The 22,091-nt window shown below is 71.1% G+C and carries 22 protein-coding genes and 1 other RNA gene; 14 read left to right on the forward strand and 9 right to left on the reverse strand.

Annotated elements, in window-relative coordinates:
• Positions 1–27: 27 nt before the first annotated feature.
• Positions 28–366, reverse strand: coding sequence for a Rieske (2Fe-2S) protein (locus tag AC1RL8_RS20710; RefSeq protein WP_070060176.1), 339 nt, complete (start codon positions 364–366; stop codon positions 28–30).
• A gap of 175 nt (positions 367–541) precedes the next feature.
• On the opposite strand from AC1RL8_RS20710, the gene AC1RL8_RS20715 reads away from it, so the two are divergent.
• From AC1RL8_RS20715 to htpX, 7 genes are all read left to right on the forward strand, one after another.
• Positions 542–1,285: a peptidoglycan-binding protein gene (locus AC1RL8_RS20715; RefSeq protein WP_492686336.1), complete on the forward strand. Its 744-nt coding sequence runs from the start codon at positions 542–544 to the stop codon at positions 1,283–1,285.
• A 149-nt stretch (positions 1,286–1,434) separates the two neighbouring features.
• The gene (locus AC1RL8_RS20720; RefSeq protein WP_492686335.1) at positions 1,435–1,644 is read left to right on the forward strand and encodes a YgaP family membrane protein; all 210 of its coding nucleotides are present in this window, start codon (positions 1,435–1,437) and stop codon (positions 1,642–1,644) included.
• A gap of 3 nt (positions 1,645–1,647) precedes the next feature.
• The gene (locus AC1RL8_RS20725) at positions 1,648–2,169 is read left to right on the forward strand and encodes an RNA polymerase sigma factor (protein WP_062478577.1); all 522 of its coding nucleotides are present in this window, start codon (positions 1,648–1,650) and stop codon (positions 2,167–2,169) included.
• Between the two features lie 38 nt (positions 2,170–2,207).
• Positions 2,208–3,239, forward strand: a complete 1,032-nt coding sequence (gene pyrC, locus AC1RL8_RS20730; protein ID WP_070060172.1) for a dihydroorotase — start codon at positions 2,208–2,210, stop codon at positions 3,237–3,239.
• On the forward strand, positions 3,236–4,054 hold the full coding sequence (locus tag AC1RL8_RS20735) for an NYN domain-containing protein (protein WP_369644790.1): 819 nt from the start codon (positions 3,236–3,238) through the stop codon (positions 4,052–4,054). The genes pyrC and AC1RL8_RS20735 overlap by 4 nt, the downstream gene beginning before the upstream one ends.
• Positions 4,030–4,791 carry a DUF3025 domain-containing protein gene (locus AC1RL8_RS20740; protein ID WP_492686334.1) on the forward strand — a complete coding sequence of 254 codons (762 nt, stop codon included), beginning with the start codon at positions 4,030–4,032 and terminating at the stop codon, positions 4,789–4,791. The genes AC1RL8_RS20735 and AC1RL8_RS20740 overlap by 25 nt, the downstream gene beginning before the upstream one ends.
• Before the next feature lie 148 nt (positions 4,792–4,939).
• Entirely contained in the window at positions 4,940–5,812 is an 873-nt protein-coding gene (htpX, locus tag AC1RL8_RS20745) for a protease HtpX (RefSeq protein ID WP_139701422.1), read from the forward strand.
• A gap of 93 nt (positions 5,813–5,905) precedes the next feature.
• Here htpX and AC1RL8_RS20750 read toward each other — a convergent pair whose 3' ends face one another.
• The 5 genes from AC1RL8_RS20750 to hmpA all read right to left on the reverse strand — a co-directional run bounded on the left by AC1RL8_RS20750 (position 5,906) and on the right by hmpA (position 11,470).
• Positions 5,906–6,913, reverse strand: coding sequence for a ProQ/FinO family protein (locus tag AC1RL8_RS20750; protein ID WP_492686333.1), 1,008 nt, complete (start codon positions 6,911–6,913; stop codon positions 5,906–5,908).
• 110 nt (positions 6,914–7,023) lie between these two features.
• Positions 7,024–7,572 (reverse strand): VUT family protein, encoded by a 549-nt coding sequence (locus AC1RL8_RS20755; protein WP_492686332.1) that lies wholly within the window; start codon positions 7,570–7,572, stop codon positions 7,024–7,026.
• A gap of 2 nt (positions 7,573–7,574) precedes the next feature.
• A complete protein-coding gene (locus AC1RL8_RS20760) occupies positions 7,575–9,200 on the reverse strand; it encodes an NAD(P)/FAD-dependent oxidoreductase (protein WP_492686331.1) in 1,626 nt (541 codons plus the stop codon).
• 73 nt (positions 9,201–9,273) lie between these two features.
• A complete protein-coding gene (gene cysK, locus AC1RL8_RS20765; protein WP_062478599.1) occupies positions 9,274–10,194 on the reverse strand; it encodes a cysteine synthase A in 921 nt (306 codons plus the stop codon).
• 91 nt (positions 10,195–10,285) lie between these two features.
• Positions 10,286–11,470 (reverse strand): NO-inducible flavohemoprotein, encoded by a 1,185-nt coding sequence (hmpA, locus tag AC1RL8_RS20770; protein WP_492686330.1) that lies wholly within the window; start codon positions 11,468–11,470, stop codon positions 10,286–10,288.
• A 136-nt stretch (positions 11,471–11,606) separates the two neighbouring features.
• Between hmpA and norR the strand changes: the two genes are divergently transcribed.
• The 7 genes from norR to AC1RL8_RS20805 all read left to right on the forward strand — a co-directional run bounded on the left by norR (position 11,607) and on the right by AC1RL8_RS20805 (position 18,981).
• A complete protein-coding gene (gene norR / locus AC1RL8_RS20775) occupies positions 11,607–13,193 on the forward strand; it encodes a nitric oxide reductase transcriptional regulator NorR (protein ID WP_492686329.1) in 1,587 nt (528 codons plus the stop codon).
• A 59-nt stretch (positions 13,194–13,252) separates the two neighbouring features.
• An RNA gene (rnpB, locus tag AC1RL8_RS20780) (RNase P RNA component class A) lies at positions 13,253–13,621 on the forward strand.
• A 159-nt stretch (positions 13,622–13,780) separates the two neighbouring features.
• Positions 13,781–14,239: a MarR family winged helix-turn-helix transcriptional regulator gene (locus AC1RL8_RS20785; protein WP_492686406.1), complete on the forward strand. Its 459-nt coding sequence runs from the start codon at positions 13,781–13,783 to the stop codon at positions 14,237–14,239.
• A 6-nt stretch (positions 14,240–14,245) separates the two neighbouring features.
• Positions 14,246–16,351: an FUSC family protein gene (locus tag AC1RL8_RS20790; protein ID WP_492686328.1), complete on the forward strand. Its 2,106-nt coding sequence runs from the start codon at positions 14,246–14,248 to the stop codon at positions 16,349–16,351.
• Positions 16,348–16,554 (forward strand): DUF1656 domain-containing protein, encoded by a 207-nt coding sequence (locus tag AC1RL8_RS20795; RefSeq protein WP_062483051.1) that lies wholly within the window; start codon positions 16,348–16,350, stop codon positions 16,552–16,554. Before AC1RL8_RS20790 ends, AC1RL8_RS20795 begins: the two co-directional genes overlap by 4 nt.
• Before the next feature lie 25 nt (positions 16,555–16,579).
• Positions 16,580–17,503 (forward strand): efflux RND transporter periplasmic adaptor subunit, encoded by a 924-nt coding sequence (locus AC1RL8_RS20800; RefSeq protein ID WP_095743575.1) that lies wholly within the window; start codon positions 16,580–16,582, stop codon positions 17,501–17,503.
• Positions 17,500–18,981, forward strand: a complete 1,482-nt coding sequence (locus AC1RL8_RS20805) for an efflux transporter outer membrane subunit (RefSeq protein WP_492686327.1) — start codon at positions 17,500–17,502, stop codon at positions 18,979–18,981. The genes AC1RL8_RS20800 and AC1RL8_RS20805 overlap by 4 nt, the downstream gene beginning before the upstream one ends.
• A 30-nt stretch (positions 18,982–19,011) precedes the next feature.
• Here AC1RL8_RS20805 and AC1RL8_RS20810 read toward each other — a convergent pair whose 3' ends face one another.
• The 3 genes from AC1RL8_RS20810 to AC1RL8_RS20820 all read right to left on the reverse strand — a co-directional run bounded on the left by AC1RL8_RS20810 (position 19,012) and on the right by AC1RL8_RS20820 (position 22,074).
• Positions 19,012–19,581, reverse strand: a complete 570-nt coding sequence (locus tag AC1RL8_RS20810; protein ID WP_369631219.1) for a hypothetical protein — start codon at positions 19,579–19,581, stop codon at positions 19,012–19,014.
• Between the two features lie 85 nt (positions 19,582–19,666).
• Positions 19,667–20,395, reverse strand: a complete 729-nt coding sequence (locus AC1RL8_RS20815; protein WP_492686326.1) for an RNA pseudouridine synthase — start codon at positions 20,393–20,395, stop codon at positions 19,667–19,669.
• Positions 20,392–22,074 (reverse strand): MBL fold metallo-hydrolase, encoded by a 1,683-nt coding sequence (locus AC1RL8_RS20820; protein ID WP_492686325.1) that lies wholly within the window; start codon positions 22,072–22,074, stop codon positions 20,392–20,394. Before AC1RL8_RS20820 ends, AC1RL8_RS20815 begins: the two co-directional genes overlap by 4 nt.
• Positions 22,075–22,091 lie beyond the last annotated feature (17 nt).

Below are 22,091 nucleotides of genomic sequence, written 5' to 3' on the forward strand. Positions count from 1 at the left end.
GGCCGCGACTGTAGCCGCTCGCCCGCGTCAGTCGGCCAGCCACACGCTGCCGTCCGCCGCCTCGCGCAGCGCCAGCGGCGTGAGGCGCGCGCCGCGGCAGGGGCCGCCCACGCAGCGCCCGGTGTCGGGCTCGAAGATCGCGCCGTGCCGCGCGCACATCAGGTAGCGCCCGGAGCTTTCGAGGATCTGGCCTTCGAAATCGAGCGGGCCGCCGGCGTGCGGGCACTGGTTCAGGTAGCCGTGCACGGCGCCCTGCCAGCGCACCGCGAAGGCCGGCGCGCCGCCGGGCGCGGTGAACAGGGCCGCGAGGCCGCCGTCGGCGAGTTCGGTGGCGATGGGCTGGGCGGTCGGGGCGGGCGCGGTCATGGGGAGCGAGCCTACCAAGGTCCGCCGCAGGGCTGGCGCCCGGGGGAAACCTCCGTGGCATCACATGTTCCGGCTATGTCATCCGACCAATAGACGCAGGGGCGTGCCGTTTTCACAATGCATCCGCTCGCTTTCCTTCGTCCGTGCATCCTTGTGTCAAGGGGGATTCCCACCGATGAGCACGCTGAAACAGGGCTGGCGCGGGGCCGATGTCCGTCGCCTGCAGGAGGCCCTGAACCGCAAATTGCAGCCCAGCCCCGGCCTCGCGCCCGACGGCGACTACGGCCCCGTCACCCGGGCGGCCGTGCTGCGCTTGCAGGCCGCGCACTGGCTGTGCGAGGACGGCGAAGCCGGCCCCTGCACCCGCAACGTGGCCTTCGACAACGAAACCCACGCGCCGCTGCTGCACCCCGTGGCGTTGATTCCGCAGCCCGTGCCCGCGCTGTGCTGGGCGGCGGCCACCGCGATGCTCACGCGCGCCACCGTGCAGACCGTGGTGGCGCGCACGCCCTCGGAGCTGATGGGCGCCGACGGCGCCTTGCGCCGCCGCGTGGACAGCGACCGCCATGCGCAGGGCAGCGACCCCGATGACGACGACAACCGCCGCTTCGCCGCTGCGCACGGCCTCACGCTGCGGACCCACGGCCCGTGGACCGTCGCCGCGCTGCGCACCGCGCTGCACGCCGGGCCGCTGATGTTCGACCTGCGCTGGGGCGCCAAGGGCGGCGCGCCCGCCGGCCAGCCGGGCCACATGGTCGTGCTCGCGGGCATTCGCGGCGACAACGACCCCGGCGGGGGCGGCACCACGCTGCGCCTGTTCGATCCCTGGCCGCCGGGCCGGGGCGCGCGCAGCTCGACCAGCCACGTGCGCTGGATGCAGGCCGTGGCCGACCGCGTCTGCGGGGTGTTCCAGCGGTAGCTGTGCCTCATGCGGGTGGGCGTTGCCGCGAGGGCATGAAAAAATCCTGACTTTCCGCGAACCGTTTCGGCGGGTGGCCGCCTCTTTCCATGCGGGAGGGGCGTTCTGCTCCTCCCGCATTCACACGTCACGGATCGAAGGAAACCACCATGCTCTACGTCAAGAATGTTCCCGGCTGGGAACGCGCCCTGCGCATCGCCCTGGGCCTCGCCGGCCTCGCCTTCGCCGCCATGAACTGGCCGGCGGACGTCCTGGCCGTCGCGGTCGGCCTCATGGGCGCGATGCTGGCCCTCACCGGGCTGGTCGGCTTCTGCCCGATGTGCGCGATGGTCGGGCGCAGGCTCGACAAGGGCCGCTGACCCATGGCCACCGCAGCGATCGACCGCACCTGCCTGATCCTGGCCGCGCAGACCGGCGACCCCGTCGCCCTCGAGGGCCTGCTCGCCGCCTGCCAGACCGACGCGCGCCGCTACGCCCGCCGGCACTGCCAGGCCAGCGACGTGGACGACGCCGTGCAGGAGTCGCTGCTGGTGGTCGCACGCCGCGTGCGCGGGCTGCAGGCGGCCGCGGCGTTCTCGTCGTGGCTGTTCACCGTCATCCGGCGCGAATGCCTGCGCCTGCAGCGCGCCATGTTCCGCCACGACCCGCTCGACGAAGACACCGTCGAGCGCCAGCTCGCGGCCCGCAGCGACCACGCGCTGCGCATCGACCTGGCCCATGCGCTCGAATCGTTGCCGGCGCACTACCGCGAGGTCGTGCTGCTGCGCGACTTCGAGGAACTCACCATTGCCGAGATCGCCGAGCGCCTGGGCGAGCCGCCGGGCGCCGTGAAGAGCCGGCTGCATCGTGCGCGCCTGCTGGTGCGCGAATACCTGCTGGGGTAGGGCCCGTCTCAGGGGGCGATGCGACAATTGCGCCCGCCATGACAGACACCCTCACGATCACCCGCCCAGACGACTGGCACCTGCACGTGCGCGATGGCGCCGCCCTCGAAGCCGTCGTGCCCCACAGCGCCCGCCAGTTCGGCCGCGCGCTGATCATGCCGAACCTGCGTCCGCCCGTGACCACCGCCGCCCAGGCCGTGGCCTACCGCGACCGCATCCGCGCCGCCGTGCCCGCGGGCACGTCCTTCGAGCCCGTGATGTCGCTCTACCTGACCGACAAGCTGCCGCCCGAAGAAATCGCGCTGGCCGCCGAAGCCGGCGTGCGTGCGCTCAAGCTCTATCCGGCCGGCGCCACCACCAACAGCGATGCCGGTGTGACCGACATCCGCAAGACCTACAAGACGCTCGAAGCCATGCAGAAGCACGGCCTGCTGCTGCTGGTGCACGGCGAAGTGACCGACCCGGCCATCGACCTGTTCGACCGCGAAGCCGTGTTCGTCGACCGCGTGATGATCCCGCTGCGCCGCGACTTCCCCGAACTGAAGGTGGTGTTCGAGCACCTCACCACCAAGGAAGGCGCCCACTACGTGCGCGACGCCGACCGCTTCACAGCCGCCACCATCACGGCGCACCACCTGCTGTACAACCGCAACGCCATCTTCACCGGCGGCATCCGCCCGCACTACTACTGCCTGCCCGTGCTCAAGCGCGAAACGCACCGCGTGGCGCTCGTCGAGGCCGCCACCAGCGGCAGCGACCGCTTCTTCCTGGGCACCGACAGCGCGCCGCACCCCGCGCACCTGAAGGAGCACGCACTGGGCTGCGCCGGCTGCTACACCGCGCTCACCGCCATCGAGCTGTACGCCGAGGCCTTCGACAGCGTGAACGCGCTCGACAAGCTCGAAGGCTTTGCCAGCTTCCACGGCCCCGACTTCTACGACCTGCCGCGCCACACCGACACCATCACGCTGAAGCGCGAAACCTGGACCCTGCCCGAGACCGTGCCCTACGGCGAAGCCACGCTCAAGCCGCTGCGCGGTGGCGAGACGGTGAACTGGAAGCTCGCATGACGGCGCCGGTGCCCCTGTCGTCGCTGCGCGTGATGCTGCTGATCGACGCCGACAACGTCTCGGCCGACGTGATCGAGCAGGCCGTGCAGCGCACGATGGAGGACTACGGCGCCATCCACGTGCGCCGCGCCTACTGCAACGCCGAGATGGCCGTGAACCGCCAGGCGCTGTTCAAGCGGCTGTCGGTGCGGCCCATGGTGAACCTGTCGGCGGGCAAGAACAGCACCGACATCGCGCTGGCCGTCGACGCCATCGACCTCGTGATCGCCGAGCGGCCCGACGTGGTGGTGCTGGTGTCGTCCGACTCCGACTTCGCGCCGCTCGTGATCCGCCTGCGCGAAAAGGGCTGCCGCGTCTGCGGCATCGGCCAGCAGGGCAAGACCGGCGAAGAGACCGTCGGCATCTACGACAGCTTCATCGACCTCGCGCACCACGGCATCAAGCCGGCCGTGCGCACCGCGCCGGCCAAGAAGGTGGCGGCTGCGAAGAAGACGCCGGCCGCGAAGACCGCCCCCGCGAAGAAGGCTGCGGCCAAGACTGCGCGCAAGACGGCGGCGAAGACGGCCAAGCCGGTGGCACCGCCACCGCCGCAGCAGCCTGAAATCTCCGAAGCCGCCGAGTTCATCCTGCAGGCCGTGCCCGCGCTGCGCCGCGGCACCGACGTGCCGCTGAACGACGTGGCCAAGGCCCTGCGCACCGCCGGCCTGCTCAGCAAGAGCGGCAGCTCGCTCAAGCTCTTCGACAAGCTCACGGGCGAGTTCGCGGTGATGCAGCACCCCGACCGCATCCGATGGACGGGGGCGTCCGCGCCTTGAGCCCGGGCCTGCCGGCGGTCGCGGCCATCGATTGGGCCGCACCCTGGCTGGCACCGTACCGTGATCCCGGCGAAGCCGTGGCGCGGGCCGTTGCACACAGCGGCACCGTCGCCGCCGCGCTGCAGATGGCCAAGCCATCCGCCGTGCCTGACTTCGTCACGCAGGACGCGCTGCCCGAGGGCCAGGCCTACGAGGCCCACATCTTCCGCACGCGCACCGTGCCCACGCGCGACAACCTGCACGACTTCTTCAACGGCCTGGTCTGGCTGGCCTTTCCCGAAACCAAGCGCCGGCTCAACGAGCTGCAGGCCACCGAGATCGCACGCGCCGGCGTCGGCGCCACGCGCGGGCCGCTGCGCGATGCGCTCACGCTGTTCGACGAGAACGGCGCGGTGCTCGATGCACCGCCCGCGCTGTGGGAGGCGCTGGTGGCGCGCGACTGGCAGGCGTTGTTCGTCACGCGGCGCGCGCTCTGGGCGCAGGCGCGGCTGCGCGTGTTCGGCCATGCGCTGCTCGAAAAGCTGGTGGTGCCGCGCAAGGCCGCGACCGCGCATGTGCTGCTGCCTTCAGCCGAAGGCCCGCTCGGCGATGCAGCCTTGGCGCGCTGCCTCACGCCCGAATACATGGCACGCAAGCCCTTCGCACCGCTGCCGGTGCTTGGCGTTCCGGGGTGGTGCGGCGCCAACGAAACACCCGATTACTACGACGATCCGAAGGTCTTCCGGCCCCGTTCGTAGAACTTTTACTCCTATCATTGCTCTACCGCACGCCACCGCGCCGCGTCCGTCACAACCTACGACAACAGCGGTCACCCCGGCCGGACAGGCTTGAAGCGGGCCTTGTGGCCCTCATCTGGTCGGCAGTGTTCCCCACGGAGAATTCAACTTGAAACGTATCCTTCTGTTTGTCCTGACCAACGTGATGGTCGTCGCGGTGCTCGGCGTGGTCGCCAGCCTGCTCGGCGTCAACCGCTTTCTCACGGCCAACGGGCTCAACCTGACGGCGCTGCTCGGCTTTGCGCTGGTCATGGGTTTCGGCGGCGCGATCATCTCGCTGCTCATCAGCAAGCCCATGGCCAAGTGGACGGCCGGCCTGCGCATGATCGACAACCCCCAGTCGCCCGACGAGGCCTGGATCGTCGGCACCGTGCGCAAGTTCGCCGACAAGGCCGGCATCGGCATGCCCGAGGTCGGCATCTTCGAAGGCGAGCCCAATGCCTTCGCCACCGGCGCGTTCAAGAACTCGTCGCTCGTGGCCGTGTCCACCGGCCTGCTGCAGGGCATGACGCGTGAAGAAGTCGAGGCCGTCATCGGCCACGAAGTCGCGCACATCGCCAACGGCGACATGGTCACGATGACGCTGATCCAGGGCGTGATGAACACCTTCGTCGTGTTCCTCTCGCGCGTGATCGGCTACGCGGTCGACAGCTTCCTGCGCCGCGGCGACGACCGCTCGTCGGGCCCCGGCATCGGCTACTACGTGAGCACCATCGTGCTGGACATCGTGCTCGGCTTCGCCGCCGCGATGGTGGTGGCCTGGTTCTCGCGCCAGCGCGAGTTCCGCGCCGACGCCGGCGCCGCCGCACTCATGGGCAACCGCCAGCCGATGATGAACGCGCTCGCCCGCCTGGGCGGCCTGCCGGCCGGCGAGCTGCCCAAGGCTGTGGAAGCCATGGGCATCACGGGCGCGATGGGCAAGCTGTTTGCCACGCACCCGCCGATCGAAGAGCGCATCGCGGCGCTGCAGAACGCGCGCTGAGCAAGTTGCAGGCACGGCGGCCAACGCCGTCGCCCATGAAAAAAGCCGCCACAGTGATGTGGCGGCTTTTTGCGTTGGGGCGGGCGTGTGGTGTCAGTCCGCGGCGGGCGCCTCGGGGGCGGCCGGGGCGGCTTCTGCTTCGGGCGCTGCCTGCGCTTCAGGCGCTGCGGCTGCTGCCGCTTCAGCGGCCACCGCCGCGGCAGCGGCTGCGGCCTCGGCCCGCTTCTTGTCATCCCGCACGCGCTGCAGCGTGCGCGTCACGTCGCCGGGCTTCATGCCGTACATGTCGGCGAACTCCTGTTCGCTGCGGCCGCTGGCTTCGAAGGCGCGCAGCAGGGCTTCGCGCTTGGCGGCCTGCTGGGCGAGTTCGGCCAGGGCTTCGTCGACGACGGCGTTGTTGTTGGCGTCGCGCGAGCGCACCAGCACGGCATAGGCCTCGTGGTCGAGGCCCGAGGCTTCGATGGCCTTGGCGATGCGCGTCACCAGCTGCGGACGCAGGTCTTCGCCGGGGTTGCGGTGCGAGCGGCGGCGGTGCAGCTCAAGAATGGCGTGGTGCACGTGCTCGGGCGCGACCGGGTCGAGCGCATTGCCGTCCAGGTCATGGCGCGCATGGCCGGCGGCCACGCTCTCGAGGTAGCGCGTGGAGCGCGCATGCTGGCCCATCGCGATCTTCAGGTCTTCGGCCTTGAAGTCTTCGGGGTGGCGCGCGATCAGCTCTTCGTACACGCCGAGCTTCAGCGGCACGAAGCGTGCGCCGAACAGCTGCGGGTACAGCGCGAACAGGCGCTCGAGCACCGGGTTGACCTTGCGCGGTGCGCGCTGGGCTTCGGGCTGTTGTTGCTGTTGCGGCTGCTGTCCGCGCGGCTTGCGCCCTTGCTGCGGCTGTTGCTGCCCGTGCGGGCGCTGTTGCTTGGCGCGCGGCGGCCGTTGTTGCTGCTGCTGTTGCGCGGGGGCGGTGGGCTGCGTTGCCGACGCGTCAGCGCCTGCGTCGGTGCTGCCCGCGCCGGCCTTCAGCTGCTGCAGCTGCTCGGCCATGTCCGGGCGCTGGCGCCGTGCGTTGCGCGAGTTCGTGTTCGGGGCGGCGGTGGATGCGTCGGTCATACGGAAGGCTCGGCGATGGGCGCGAGGGATGGAAAGGGAAGAAAAAGAACAACCGGTCCCGCGCGGTCAGCGCGGCCGGAACATCCTGCGGGTATTGTCAGGGCGGATCGTCATGCGTGTGCAGCGCCTCGGTCAGCGGCTTGCCGCCCGATCAGCAGCCGGAACGGCAGCAGCATCAGCACGCCGACACCGAGCTTCACGCCCAGGTCGCCGAGCGCCCAGGTGAGCCAGGGGCCGTCGGTGCCCGCGAAGGCGATGCCCCAGAAGACGATGCTGTCGAGCACGGCCGCGATCACCGTGGCCACCAGCGGCGCGCGCCACCACAGACCCCGGCGCAGGCGGTCGAACACGCGGATGTCGAGCAGCTGCGAGGCGATGAAGGCCAGGCCCGAGGCGGCGGCGATGCGCGCCGGTGCCAGCAGCAGCGACACCGCCACCGCCACCGCGAAGCCGACCCAGGCCACGCGGCGCGCCATGCCAGGGCCGAAGCGCCGGTTGACGAGGTCGCTCACGAGGTAGGCCACCGGGTAGGTGAAGGCGCCCCAGGTGAGCCAGTCGTTGATGGCGAACTGCACCAGGAGGTTGGACGCGAGCACCACGGCGGCCATCGCCAGCGTGGCGACGGCCAACTGGCCGGTGGTGGGGCGGTGGAAGTGCATCGTCAAACGGCGCTGCCGAGCACGCTGCGCGCCACGGCCTCGGCCACCTTGATGCCGTCCACGCCGGCCGACAGGATGCCGCCCGCGTAGCTCGCGCCTTCGCCGGCCGGGTAGAGGCCGCGCACGTTGAGGCTCTGGAAGTCGTCGCCGCGCGTGATCTTGATCGGCGACGAGGTGCGCGTTTCCACGCCGGTGAGCACGGCGTCGTGCGTGTCGAAGCCCTTGATCTTGCGGCCGAATGCCGGGAAGGCCTCGCGCATCGCCTCGATGGCGTAGGCGGGCAGGGCCTGGTGCAGGTCGGTCGGTGTCACGCCGGGCTTGTACGACGGGATGATGCTGCCGAGTGCGGTCGACGGCTTGCCGGCGATGAAGTCGCCCACCAGCTGGCCCGGTGCGTGGTAGTTGCTGCCGCCGAGCACGTAGGCGTTGCTTTCGAGCTGGCGCTGCAGCGCGATGCCTGCCAGCGCATCGCCGGGGAAGTCCTTCGGGTCGATGCCCACCACGATGCCCGCGTTGGCGTTGCGTTCGTTGCGCGAGTACTGGCTCATGCCGTTAGTGACCACGCGGCCCGGCTCGCTGGTGGCCGCGACCACGGTGCCGCCGGGGCACATGCAGAAGCTGTAGACCGAGCGGCCGTTGCTGGCGTGGTGCACCAGCTTGTAGTCGGCCGCGCCCAGCAGCGGATGGCCCGCGTGGCGGCCCCAGCGGGCGCGGTCGATCAGGCCCTGCGGGTGTTCGACACGGAAGCCGATCGAGAAAGGCTTGGCCTCGATGTGCACGCCGCGGGCGTGCAGCATCTCGAAGGTGTCGCGCGAGCTGTGGCCCAGCGCCATCACGACGTGGTCGGCGCGCAGCTCGCTGCTCTGGCCCGTTGTCTGGTCGAGCACGGTGAGGCCGCGCAGGTGGCCGTTTTCGATGTGCACGTCGGTCACGCGCTGCTCGAAGCGGATCTCGCCGCCGAGCGCGACGATCTGCTCGCGGATGTTCTCGACCACCTTCACCAGCTTGAAGGTGCCGATGTGCGGATGCGCGACGTACAAAATTTCGGGCGGCGCGCCGGCCTTCACGAACTCTTCCATCACCTTGCGGCCGAGGAAGCGCGGGTCCTTGATCTGGCTGTAGAGCTTGCCGTCCGAGAAGGTGCCGGCGCCGCCTTCGCCGAACTGCACGTTCGACTCGGGGTTGAGCACGCTCTTGCGCCACAGGCCCCAGGTGTCGCGGGTGCGCTGGCGCACGGTCTTGCCGCGTTCGAGCACGATGGGCCTGAAGCCCATCTTCGCGAGCATCAGCGCCGCGAAGATGCCGCAGGGGCCGAAGCCGATCACCACGGGCCGCGTGGCGTCCGCGGGCGCCTGGCCCGGCGGCGTGTAGCGCATGTCGGGCGCGGGCTGGATGTGCGGGTGGCTGGCGTGCTTGGCCAGCAGCGCGGCTTCGAGCGCGGCGTCGGTCAGCTGCACGTCGCAGATGTAGACCGTGAGCAGGTCGACCTTGCGGGCGTCGAAGCTGCGCTTGTAGACGGTGTGGGAGGCGATCGCTTCAATCGGAACGTCGAGCGTCCGGGCGATCAGGGTGGCCAGCGCCTCTGGGGCGTGGTCGAGCGGGAGTTTGAGTTCGGAGATTCGCAGCATGTCGTGGGGCTTGTGGTTATCAAGCAGACCGACGATTTTAAGCGCCCGAGGCGCTATGAAACTTGTAGCTGGATCAGGCGGGCAGGAAGCCTTCGACGGAGAGGTAGCGCTCGCCGGTGTCGTAGTTGAAGCCCAGCACCACCGCATCGGGCGCCAGCGAGGGCAGCTTCTGCGCAATGGCCGCGAGCGTCGCGCCCGACGAGATGCCGACCAGGATGCCTTCCTCGACCGCGCAGCGGCGCGCCATTTCGCGCGCCGGTTCGGCGTCGACCTGCAGCACGCCGTCCAGCAGCGAGGTGTCGAGGTTCTTCGGAATGAAGCCCGCGCCGATGCCCTGGATGGGGTGGGGCGCCGGTGCGCCGCCCGAGATCACGGGCGAAGCCACCGGCTCCACCGCGAACACCTGCAGCTTGGGCCACTTCTTCTTGAGCACCTTCGCCACGCCGGTGATGTGGCCGCCCGTGCCCACGCCGGTGATGAGCACGTCGATGCCTTCGGGAAAGTCGGCCGCGATTTCCTCGGCCGTGGTGCGCACGTGCACGTCGACGTTGGCGGGGTTGTTGAACTGCTGCGGCATCCACGCGCCCGGCGTGCCGGCCACGATTTCCTCGGCGCGGGCGATGGAGCCCTTCATGCCGTTGGCGCGCGGCGTGAGGTCGAAGGTGGCGCCGTAGGCCAGCATGAGGCGGCGGCGCTCCACCGACATGCTGTCGGGCATCACCAGGATCAGCTTGTAGCCCTTGACGGCCGCGACCATCGCCAGGCCGATGCCGGTGTTGCCCGAGGTGGGCTCGACGATGGTGCCGCCGGGCTTGAGCGCGCCGCTCTTCTCGGCGTCTTCCACCATCGACAGCGCGATGCGGTCCTTGATCGAGCCGCCGGGGTTGGCGCGCTCCGACTTGATCCAGACCTGCTGCTTCGCATGGCCGAACAGGCGGTTGATGCGGATGTGCGGCGTGTTGCCGATGGTCTGGAGGATGTTCTGGGCCTTCATGGAATCTCCTTGGATCAATGCGGTTGTTCGGGCGGACAGCGCGCATTGTGAGACCAGCCCGCGACTGTTTCAGCGCAGGGCCTTGCTTCCCTCAGGCCTCCAGGGCTTCGAGCGGCCCGAAGAACTCGTAGCGAAGCTGCTGCTTCGGCACGCCGAGCGCCAGCCCGTTGGCATACACCGCCTGCATGAAGGGCTTCGGTCCCAGAAAGTACAGGTCGACGTCGCGGTCTTCCGGCAGCACTCCGGCCAGCAGTTCGCGGGTGACGAAGCCGGTCGCGTGCGGCGTGTCGGTGTCGCGCGGCGCGTCGTAGACATACAGCGGCTTCACGTTCGCATGCCGCTGCGCGAGTGCGTCCACGCGGGCGCGGAACGCATGCGCGCCGCCGTGCCGCGCCGCATGGACGAAGTGCACCGGCCGGCCGGTGTGCGCCACCGATTCGAGCATGCTCATCGCGGGCGTGATGCCCACGCCGCCCGTCACCAGCACGAGCGGGCGCGCCTGCTCGCCCGCGGGCTGCAGCACGAAGTCGCCGCACGGCGCCTGCACCTGCAGCCGCGTGCCGACCGCGGCGGCTGCGTGCAGCCAGTTCGAGGCGCGGCCGCCTTCTTCCTTCTTCACGCTGATGCGGTACCACGGCTTGCCCGGCGCGTCGGACAGCGAGTAGTTGCGGCGCACCGGCTGGCCGTCGATCTCCAGCACCAGCGTGAGGTACTGCCCCGGCGTGAAGGCCAACAGCGCGCCGCCGTCCACGGGCTCCAGGTAGAACGAGGTGATGACCTCGCTTTCGTCTTCGCGCCGGGCCACGCGGAACTCGCGCGTGCCGCGCCATCCGCCGGGTTGCGCCGCATTGGCGCTGTAGACGGCTTCTTCCGCGTCGATGAGCAGGCCCGCCAGCGATTCGTAGGCTTCGCGCCAGGCGGCGATCACCTCGTCGGTCGCGGCGTCGCCGAGCACCTCCTTCACGGCGCGCAGCAGGTAGTGGCCGACGATCGGGTAGTGCTCCGGCAGCACGCCCAGCGCGGCGTGCTTCTGGATGATCCGGGGCAGGGCGCCGGCGATCGCTTCGAGCCGGTCGATGTGCGCGCCGTACGCGATGACCGCCCCCGCCAGCGCGCGCGCCTGCGTGCCAGCGGCCTGGTGCGCCTCGTTGAAGAAGGCCTTCACCTGCGGATGGCCCTCGAACATGATCTTGTAGAAGTGGCTGGTGATGGCCTCGCCGTGGGCCTGGAGCGCGGGCACGGTGGACTTGACGATGGCGATGGTTTGCGGGTTCATGGTCTTGCGGTCCTTCGGTTGGAGATGCCTGTTTCATCTCACGATCCGTGCCAGCCGGAAGGCAGCTGCAAGTGCTTGACGCCATTGGGGATTTATCAGGTGTGGTCAAATTCACAACAAATTCAGTGTTGTATTTATGACCACAATGCGTGTCGATTCGACCACCGAGGCCTCACCACCCGAGCCCGAAGCCGAGGCCGCCCGCTACCGGTCGCTGCTCGCCGCCGCGCGCGGACTGGTCCGCTGCGATGCCGCCGCGCTGCTGCAGCTCGACGTCGACGTGCTGAAGCCCGTCGCGGTCGATGGCCTGAGCGATGAAACCCTGGGGCGCCAGTTTCCCGTCGCCGCCCATCCGCGTTTTGCGCGCCTGCTCGCCAGCGAACGGGGCCTGCGTTTCGCCCACGACAGCAACCTGCCCGACCCGTACGACGGCCTCGTCGCCGGCCAGCCGGGCATCCTGCCAGTGCACGACTGCATGGGCGCGCCGCTGCGCCTGCGTGGCGCCGTCTGGGGCCTGCTCACGCTGGACGCCCTGGAGCCGCACGCCTTCGACGCCGTCGGCCCGGCGCAGATGGAGGCACTGATTGCGCTTGTCGAAACCGGCATCGAGGCCGCCGACACGATCCGCGAGATGCAGGCGCGCGCGATGCGCGAGCAGGCCGTCGCGCAGGCATTGCGCGCAGGGCGCGGCGCTCCCCGCGAGCTGCTGGGCAGCAGCCCGGCGATGAAGCAGCTGTGCCACGAGATCGACACGGTCGCCGTGTCCGACCTCACGGTGCTGCTGCTCGGCGAAACCGGTGTCGGCAAGGACCTCGTCGCGCAGCGCCTGCTCGCGCGCTCGCGCCGCAGCGAGCAGCCGCTCGTGCAGGTCAACTGCGCGGCGCTGCCCGAGTCGCTGGCTGACAGCGAACTCTTCGGCCACAAGCGCGGCGCGTTCACCGGCGCCGTGCAGGACCGCGACGGCAAGTTCGAGATCGCCGATGGCGGCACGCTCTTTCTCGACGAGGTTGGCGAACTGCCGCTGAGCGTGCAGGCCAAGCTGTTGCGCGTGCTGCAAAGCGGCGAGGTGCAGCGCCCCGGCAGCGACCGCATGCGCAAGGTCGACGTGCGCGTGATCGCGGCCACCAACCGCGACCTGCCCGCGGCGATCGCGCAGGGCCGGTTTCGCGCCGACCTGTACCACCGGCTGTCGGTCTATCCGCTCGTCGTCGCGCCGCTGCGCGAACGGGGGCGCGACGTGCTCGTGCTCGCCGGCAGCTTTCTCGAGGAGAACCAGCACCGGCTGGGCGCGCGCAACCTGCGGCTCTCGCCGGCGTCGAAGGCCGCCATGCTGGCGCACGGCTGGCCGGGCAATGTGCGCGAGCTCGAGCACGTGATCAGCCGCGCTTCGCTGCGGGCGTTCAGGGAACAGCCGCGCGGCTCGCGCTGGACGGCCATCGAGCCGCATCACCTGGCGCTGGACAGCGCTGCCGGCGTGGGAAGCGCCGTGGCGGCGCCCGTGCAGGCCCCGGCGAACGAATACGCGGGGCCTGCCATTGCTGGTGGCACGTTGCGCGAGGCGACCGAGGCCTTCCAGCGGGCCTGGCTCTTGGAACTGCTCGCCCGCCACGGCGGCCGCGTGGCCAGCGCCGCGCGCGAGGCCGGCATCGACCGCAGCAACTTTCACCGGACCTTGCGCAAGCTGGGCCTGGTGCAGGCCGGCGAACACGAAACGCCCGGCTGACGACCGGCGCGCGACACCGCTCGAAGGGTCATTGATGGGGCGGGCGATAATCGAGAGGTGAAGCACGCCAGACCGCCGCTGGTGCAAGCCCGAAAGGGACGATGCTCTGCCTTCGGGCAACAGCATCGGGTCGAAAGATCGCACTGGAGGAACGTCCGGACTGCACAGGACAGCGCAGGAGTTAACGACTCTCCACCGTGAGGTGAGGATCAGAGCAACAGAGACGAGCCGATTCAGTTCGGGTGAAACGGGCAATCTCTGCGCGCAGCAACACCAAGTAGGCCAGTATTGAGGTGGTTCCGCTGAGCTGGCGGGTAGGTGGCATCGAGCCGTTTGGCGACAAACGGCCCAGAGTAATGGCGGTCACGCCGGGGTCTTCGCAAGAGGGCCCCGGTGCACAGAATCCGGCTTATCGGCGAGCTTCACACTTTTCTTTCCCTTCCCCCTTTTCCCTGGGCCGCGCGCTGATGGCGTGCGCGGCCGCGTGCAAGACTCGGTAGAAACCCGTACAATTGTTAGCAAGCTAACTAATTGATAACGCCGTGGCCGATACCGAACCCATCTCCCCGTTGCGCGAACACGCGCTGATGCGGCTCGGCACCTCGCTGTCGGTGCTCCAGCGCGGCTACCGCGCGGCGGCCGACAAGGCGGTGGCGCACGTGGGCCTGTCGCAGACGCTGGCCTGGCCGGTGGTGGTGCTCGGGCGCATGGAAGACGGCGTGCGCCAGGGCACGGTGGCCGAGGCGCTGGGCATCGAAGGGCCGTCGCTGGTGCGCTCGCTCGACCAGCTGGTCGAGGCCGGCCTCGTCGAGCGCCGCGAAGACCCGGCCGACCGCCGCGCCAAGACGCTGCACCTCACGCCCGCCGGCCGTGCCGTCTGCGAGCCCATCGAGGCCGCGCTGCGCCAGATGCGCGCCGCGCTGTTCGAAGGCATTCCCGACGAGGACATCGCCGCCACCTTGCGCGTCTTCGGCGCGCTCGAGGCCAAGCTCGGCCGCAGTGCCGCCGGCATGCAGAGCCTGCAGCAGGAAGGGCGCGGCCAGTAAATGGCAATGTCGATGGCCCTGCTGCGCTTCACCCGCGCGGAAGTTCTCTTTTCCGTCAAGAGCTTCGCCGCCGCGATGCTGGCGATGTACCTGGCCAGCCGCGCCGGCCTGCCGCGCCCCTTCTGGGCGCTCATGACCACCTACGTCGTCGCCCATCCGCTGGCCGGCGCCGTGCGCTCCAAGGCGGTGTTCCGCTTCTGCGGCACGCTCATCGGCAGCGTCGCCACCGTGCTCATGGTGCCCGCGCTGTCCAACGCGCCCGAGCTGCTCACGCTGGTGCTCGCGCTGTGGGTCGGGCTGTGCCTGTATGTGTCGCTGCTCGACCGCACGCCGCGCTCGTACGTCTTCATGCTCGCGGGCTACACGGCGGCGCTGATCGGCTTTCCGTCGGTGCAGACGCCGCTCGTGCTGTTCGACACCGCCGTGGCGCGCGTGGAAGAGATCGGCCTGGGCATCTTCTGCGCCACGCTGGTCCACAGCCTCGTGCTGCCCGCCGGGCTCGCGCCCACCGTGCTGGGCCTGCTCGACCGCACGCTGAAAGACGCGCGCCAGTGGCTCGGTGACCTGTTCCAGCCCGGCGACCGCAGCACCCCCAAGGACGCCGACCCCAAGCGCCTGGACGACGACCGCCGCCGCCTCGCCGGCGACATCACGCAACTGCGCCTTCTCTCGACCCACGTGCCCTTCGACACCACGCACCTGCGCTGGACCGCCGGCGCGATCCGCGCCATGCAGGACCGCGTGGCGGCGCTCACGCCCGCGCTGTCGGCCGTCGAAGACCGGCTGCAGGCGCTGGCGCAGGCCGAGGGCCGCCTCGCGCCGGACGTCACCGCCGTGCTGGCGCTGGCCGCGCAGTGGCTGCGCGACGAAAGCGATCCGGCCGTCGATGCCTCCACCCGCCTGCAGGCGCTGCGCCAGGCGATCGCTGCGCTGGGCGGCGCGCAGGACGCGGGGGTCACGCCCTGGGCCCGTGCGCTGCGCATCGGCCTCGCGGGCCGGCTCGAAGAGCTGGTCGACGGCTGGACCGCCTGCGCCCGGCTGCGCCGCGACATCGACGAAGGCCTGAAGGGCGGCGCGCCGTTGCGCCGCACGGCCGCGCTGGGCCAGCGCGCGATGCACCGCGACCACGGCATGGCGCTGCTGTCGGCGCTGGCCGCCGTCATCGCCATCTGCGTGTGCGGCGCGTTCTGGATCCTCACGGGCTGGACCATGGGCTCGGCCGCCACCATGATGGCCGCCGTCTTCTGCTGCTTCTTCGCCACCATGGACGACCCCGTGCCCGCGATGCACGGCTTCCTGAAGTGGACGCTGTGGTCCATTCCCATCTCGGCCGTCTACGTGCTGGTGCTCATGCCCACGGTGCAGGACTTCGGCATGCTCGCGCTGGTCTGCGCGCCGCTGTTCCTGGTGCTGGGCCTGTACCTGCCGCGCCCGACGCACTTCATGGCCGCGATGGCGCTGGTCTTCGGCGTGTCGGGCACGCTGGCGATGCACGACACCGCCAGCGCCGACCTCGTGAGCTTCATCAACAGCATGACCGGCCAGATCGTCGGCGTGGTGATGGCCGCGCGCGTCACGCGGCTGGTGCGCTCGGTGGGCGCCGACTGGAGCGCGCGCCGCATCCAGCGCGCCACCTGGCGCGAACTCGGCGACATGGCCGCTTCCACCCAGCCGCAGTACGCGCAGAGCGACGCTTATGCCGTGCGCATGCTCGACCGCATCGGCCTGCTGGCGCCGCGCATCGCGCAGGCCGGTGGCACTGTCGAGGGCGTGGCCGCCAACGACGCGCTGCGCGACCTGCGCATGGGCGCTGACATCGCCGTGCTGCAGCGCGTGCGCGCCCAGCTGCCGATGGCCACCTCGGCCGCGCTGCTCGGCGGCATCGCGCGCTTCTTCCGCCAGCGCGGCGAAGGCCGCATGGCGCCGCGCCCGGCGGCGCTGCTGCCGCAGATCGACGAGGCGCTGGCGGCGGTGCTCGCAGCACGCGACAGCTCCACCGCGTCGCGCGCCGCCGTCACCGCGCTGGTCGGCCTGCGCCGAAACCTGTTCCCCGACGCGCCGCCTTCGCTGGCAGGCGTGTCTTCCTCTTCACCGCAAGGAGCTTCCGCATGATCGGCGAAGCCAGTTTCTACGGGCTCTACGTGCCCTGGCTCATGCTGCTGGCCGGCGCCGCGCTGCTCGCCCTGTGGGGCGTGCGCCGGCTGCTCGCCGCCACCGGCCTGTACCGCTGGGTGTGGCACCCGGCGCTGTTCGACATGGCGCTGTACCTGCTGCTGCTGTACGGCCTGAGCCGCCTCACGGCGCACCTGCAATGACAACGCAAACCACACAGAGATTCCCATGAAAGCCAACCCCTTCGCAGACAACCCTCGGGCCCAGAGCCTGCTGCGCGTCCTTCTCACCGTGGCCGTGGTGGCTGCCGCCGTCTGGGCGGGCTTTCGCCTGTGGGACCACTACGAGCTCGCACCGTGGACGCGCGACGGCCGCGTGCGCGCCAACGTCGTCCAGATCGCGCCCGACGTCTCGGGCCTCGTCACGGCCGTGCCGATCCGCGACAACCAGCCGGTCGCCGCCGGCACGCTGCTGTTCGAGGTGGACCGCGCGCGCTACGACCTCGCCGTGCGCCAGGCGCAGGCCGCGCTCGCCGCGCAGCGCGCCGTGAGCGCCCAGGCCCAGCGCGAGAACGCGCGCAACACGGGGCTCGACGAGCTGGTGTCCAAGGAGTCGCGCGAACAGACCCGTGCCCGCGTCGAGCAGGCCCAGGCCGCCGTCGCGCAGGCCGAGGTGGCGCTCGATTCGGCGCGCCTGAACCTGCAGCGCGCCGAAGTGCGCGCGCCGGCCGACGGCCTCGTCACCAACCTCGACCTGCGCCAGGGCAGCTACGCCGCCGCCGGCCGGCCGGTGCTCGCGCTGGTCGATGCGCAGTCGTTCTACGTCGAGGGCTATTTCGAAGAAACGAAACTGCCGCGCATCCACCTGGGCGACCGCGTGCGCGTGACGCCGATGGGCGGCGGCGCGGTGCTCGAAGGCGCGGTCGACAGCGTGGCCGCCGGCATCGCCGACCGCGACCGCTCCACCAGCGCCAACCTGCTGCCCAGCGTGAACCCGACCTTCAACTGGGTGCGGCTGGCGCAGCGCATCCCGGTGCGCGTGAAGCTCGACCCGCTGCCCGAAGGCGCGCGCCTCGTGGCCGGCCAGACGGTCACGGTGCAGGTCCTCGAACACGACGCGGCCCACGCGGCCGCCACGCCGAAGAAGGGATGACCGCCATGACCCGCTTCGCCTTTCGCATGGCTTCGCTCGCGGTCGCGGCCGGGCTCGCGGCCTGCGCGGCGGTCGGCCCCGACTACCGGCAGCCGCCCGAGGCGCTGGCCAGCCAGCCCGCTGCCGGCAAGCCTTTCGCCGAAGCTCCGGCCCATGCTGCGCCGCTGCCCGCGCACTGGTGGCGCCTGTACCACGACCCGCTGCTCGACCGGCTCGTCACGCAAGCGCTCGCGCACAACACCGACCTGCGCCAGGCCGTCGCCAACCTCGAGCGCGAACGCGCCATCGAAACCGAAGTGGCCGGCGCCAAGTACCCGACGATCGGCGTGAACGGCGGGCCCTCGTTCGGCCACGTGTCGGGCCTGTCGCTGCTGCAAAAGGGCTACGAGCCGCCGAACACCTTCAACTACAGCGCGGGTGCCTCGCTGTCGTACCAGGTCGACCTGTTTGGCCAGATCCGCCGCGCCATCGAGGCTTCGGCCGCCAGCAGCCAGGCCGCCGAAGCCGCGCTCGACCTCGTGCGCGTGAACGTCGCGGCCGGCACCGCGCGCGCCTACGCCGAAGCCTGCTCGACCGGCCTGCGGCTGCAGATCGCGCAGAAGTCGGTCGCGCTGCAACAAGACGCCGTGAACGTCACCGAGCGCCTGCAGCGCGCGGGCCGCGCCGGCGCCATCGACGCCGGCCGCGCGCGCGCCCAGCTCGCGCAACTCGACGCCGCGCTGCCGCCGCTGAAGGCCCAGCGCCAGGGCGCGCTCTACCGCCTGGCCACGCTCACCGGCGCACTGCCGCAGGACTTTCCGCGCGAGGTGGCCGACTGCACCACGCCGCCGCGCGTGGCCGGCGCGCTGCCGGTGGGGGACGGCGCCGCGCTGCTGCGCCGCCGCCCCGACATCCGCCAGGCCGAGCGCAGCCTCGCCGCATCCACCGCGCGCATCGGCGTGGCCACGGCCGACCTTTATTCGAAGGTCACGCTGGGCCTGTCGGGCTCGTCGGCCGGCCATGCCACCGGCTTCGGCCGCCAGGACACGCTGGCCTGGAGCGTCGGCCCGCTGATCTCGTGGACCGTGCCCAACACCGGCGCCGCGCAGGCCCGCATCGCGCAGGCCGAGGCCGGCACGCGCGCCGCGCTCGCGAAGTTCGACGGCACCGTGCTCACGGCGCTGCGCGAGACCGAGACCGCGCTCGGCACCTACGCCCGCGAGCTCGACCGCCGCGCCGCCCTGCAGGCCTCGCGCGACGAAAGCGCCAAGGTCGCCGCGCAGGCGCGCCAGCTGTACCGCAACGGCCGCACCGCCTACCTCGACGCGCTCGACGCCGAACGCGCACTGGCCGGCGCCGACGCCGCATTGGCCGCCAGCGAGGCGCAACTGGCCGACGACCAGGTCGTGCTGTTCATGGCGCTCGGCGGCGGCTGGGAGCCGGCCGATGACGCGCTCGCACAAAGCCAACAAGGCAAGCCCGCCACGACCGTCCGCTGAGCGGCACGTGCCGCTCGCCGGCCGCAACGCTCAGCGCGTGAACAGCCAGCCGCCCTTGGGCTGGCGCGTCAGCTCGTGGCGCTTGATGGCGCGCTCCTCGCCGTCGTCGCCCACGTAGACCACGTCGAAACGCAGCAGCCGGGGCGACACCAGCTTCCAGTTCTGGATGCGCTGCACCGTCACGCAGGCGGTCTTGTCGTGGTACTGCATCTCGGCCATCGGCCCGCCCTGGAAGCCTGTGCCGTCGAACAGCCGGCCGGGCGCCGCGAAGGGGTTGAGCACCGCGCCGTTGCGCGCCGTGATGCAGCCTTCGGTGCGCAAGAAGGATTCGATGGTCGGCGACGCGCTCCCCACCACCTTGCCCACCGCGGGGCTCGGGGGCTTGCCGCCGACGGCTTCGCGGATGCGCTCCACCTGCACCGCGGTGATCGGCGCGAGGCCGTCCTTGGAAACCACGGCGGGCGGGGCGGCTGTCGTCGCTTCTGTCGGCGAACCGACCGGCGCGTCGGGGAACAGCAAGGCCGTGAGGTAGCTGCAGCCCGCCAGCAGCGTCAGGGGCAGGGTGCAGGCCAGGGTGCGGATCGGTGTGCCGAACTTCATGGTGCTGGTATCTCCCGTGTGCGGCGCGGGGCCGCTGTCTTCAGGTGGCAGTTTGCGGTGCTGCCTCGTCGTCCTCAAGCCGCTTTCAAAAACGCTCGTGCGGCGCCAGGTAGCGCCACTGGCCCGGCTGCAGCCCGGCCAGCGAGACACGGCCCACGCGCAGGCGCCGCATGCCGACGATGCGCAGGTTCACGCCGTCGCAGATGTGCGCGATCTGCCCGGGCCGCGCGCCCTTGAGTGCAAAGCGCAGGCCGGTCTGCTCGGGCGACTGCCGGCCGATGCTCACGCGCGCGGGCGAACGCTCCAGCCGCGCCAGCACCTCGGGGCTCACCGGGCCGGCCACGTCGACCATCACTTCGTGTTCGAGGATGCCCGCGTCTTCCTGCAGTTTGCGCTCGATGCGCCACTCCTGCGTGTAGGCCACGAGGCCGCTGGCGCCGGTTTCGAGCGGCGTCATGCAGCGCTGGCCGCGCGCATGCGCCGGCAGAAAACGCTGGCCCTCGCGCTCGGGCTCGTGGTGGTTGGCGGCCACCAGCAGCTGGTGGGCGTTGTCGGTCGGCATGCCGGCGGGCTTGTAGAGCACCATCGTCACCGGCACCACGGGCTCGGGCCGCGCGCCGGCGGCGATCTCGACCTGCTGGTGCGGCTGCACGCGCGACTGTGGCAGCAGGGCGGGCACGCCGTCCACGCGCACCGCGCCGTTTTCGATGAGCAGCTCGGCCTCGCGGCGCGACACCTGGGCCATGGCGGCCACGCGCTTGGCCAGGCGCACGCCTTCGTCGTCGGGTGCCGAGGGGCGGTTCGAGCGGTTCATCGCGCGTCAGCCAGTTGACGGATGCGCGCCACGTGCGCCGCCAGCGAACGCGCGGCCACCGGCCACATGCGCTCGGGCACGTCGTCGTAGGCGAGCGGCAGCCACTGCTCGGGCGTGCCGTCGGGCAGCCGCTGCATCGCGGCGGCGATCTTGGCCTCGCGCTTGAGGCGGTGCGCCTTCAGGTGCGCGATGGCGGTGCGCGCAAAGCCGATCACGTAGCCGTGCGCCGGCAGGATGAAGTCGATGCCGCCGGCCGCGCAGGCCGCGTCAAGCTTGTCGAGCGAATCGAGGTAGGCCGTCATGTCGCCGTCCGGCGGATCGACCACCGTCGTGCTGCCGTTCAGGATGTGGTCGCCCGAGAACAGCAGGCCATCTTCTTCGAGCACCAGGCACAGGTGGTTGGCCGCGTGGCCGGGCGTGTGGATGGCGCGCAGCGTGTGCGTGAGTGGCGTGCCGTCGGGCGCGGTGCCCGAGAGCACCAGCCGTTCGCCGTCAGCCAGCTCGCGCTCGGCGCTGAAGCGCGCGGTGGAACGGGCCGTGGGCGCCGACGACAGCCCGAGGATCGGCGGCTTGCGCCCCGCCGCGCACAGCGCCTGCAGCGGCGCGGCGCCCGGCGAGTGGTCGGCGTGCGAGTGCGTGCAGACGATGAGGCGGATGTCGCCTTGCGTGGCTTCGATCAGCCGTGCCAGGTGCGTGGCGTCGTTCGGGCCCGGGTCGATCACGAGGTAGCCGGTGGCCGCGTCGCCCACGAGGTAGGTGTTGGTGCCCGGGCCGGTCATGGCGCTGGGGTTCGGCGCGGTGAGGCGCTGCACGTTCTTCAGCAGCGCCACGGGCTGCGTGCTCTGCCAGTCGAGCGCGTGCGCGATCTGGCCGTCGGGGCACACCAGCGCGAGCTCGCCGAAGGGCGACTCGTGTTCCATGTAGCGCGCGTCCTCGCCCTTGAGCAGGCCGGCGCGCGGGCAGCTGGTCCACAGCGGCTTCTCCTGGCCGTCGGCTCCGGGCGCGCAGGCCGCGAGCACCGCGTCGACCGTCGCGTAGGCCGCCATGCGCTGCAGCGTGCGGATGGTCGGGAAGATCATGAAGAAGCTGCCCGCCTCGTGGCGCGCCAGCGCGTCGGCCGGGCGCACCCAGCAGGGCTCGAACTGCTCGCTCTCGTCGGCCGTGGGCACCTGGCCCTCGGGCATGCGCGCCACCAGGAAGGGCACGTCGAAGCGCTTGGGCAGGTCGCGGTCGGTGATCCAGTGCGCGAAGGTGAAGACCTGGTCGGCCGACAGCACCAGGCCGCGCGCGGCGCACTGGTCGGCGAAGGCCGTGCCGGCGGTGGCGTTGCGGTCCATGGCGGCGACCTCGCCGGCGCTCACCGCGCGACCGTCGGCGTGGCGGGCCAGCAGGATGCCGAGTTCTTCGAAGGCCTCGCGGATCGCGGCGATGGCCTGCGTGTGCTGCGTGTCGCTCTGCGTGGCGCGGCGTGCCGCGATGCGCGCGGCGGCGGCGTCGGCCGCGTCGATGTGGCCCCCCGGAAAGACGTAGGCGCCAGGTGCGAAGCTCGCGGTGGCCGAGCGGCGGGTCATGAGGACCTCCAGGCCGGCGTCGGTGTCGCGCAGCAGCAGGACGGTGGCGGCGGCGCGCACGGGCACCGGTTCGCGATGGGTGTGGAGTTGTTGTGTGGGGCGGACCATGGAGCGATTATGGAGAG

This window comes from Variovorax sp. GW822-FHT04E09 (assembly GCF_058800845.1).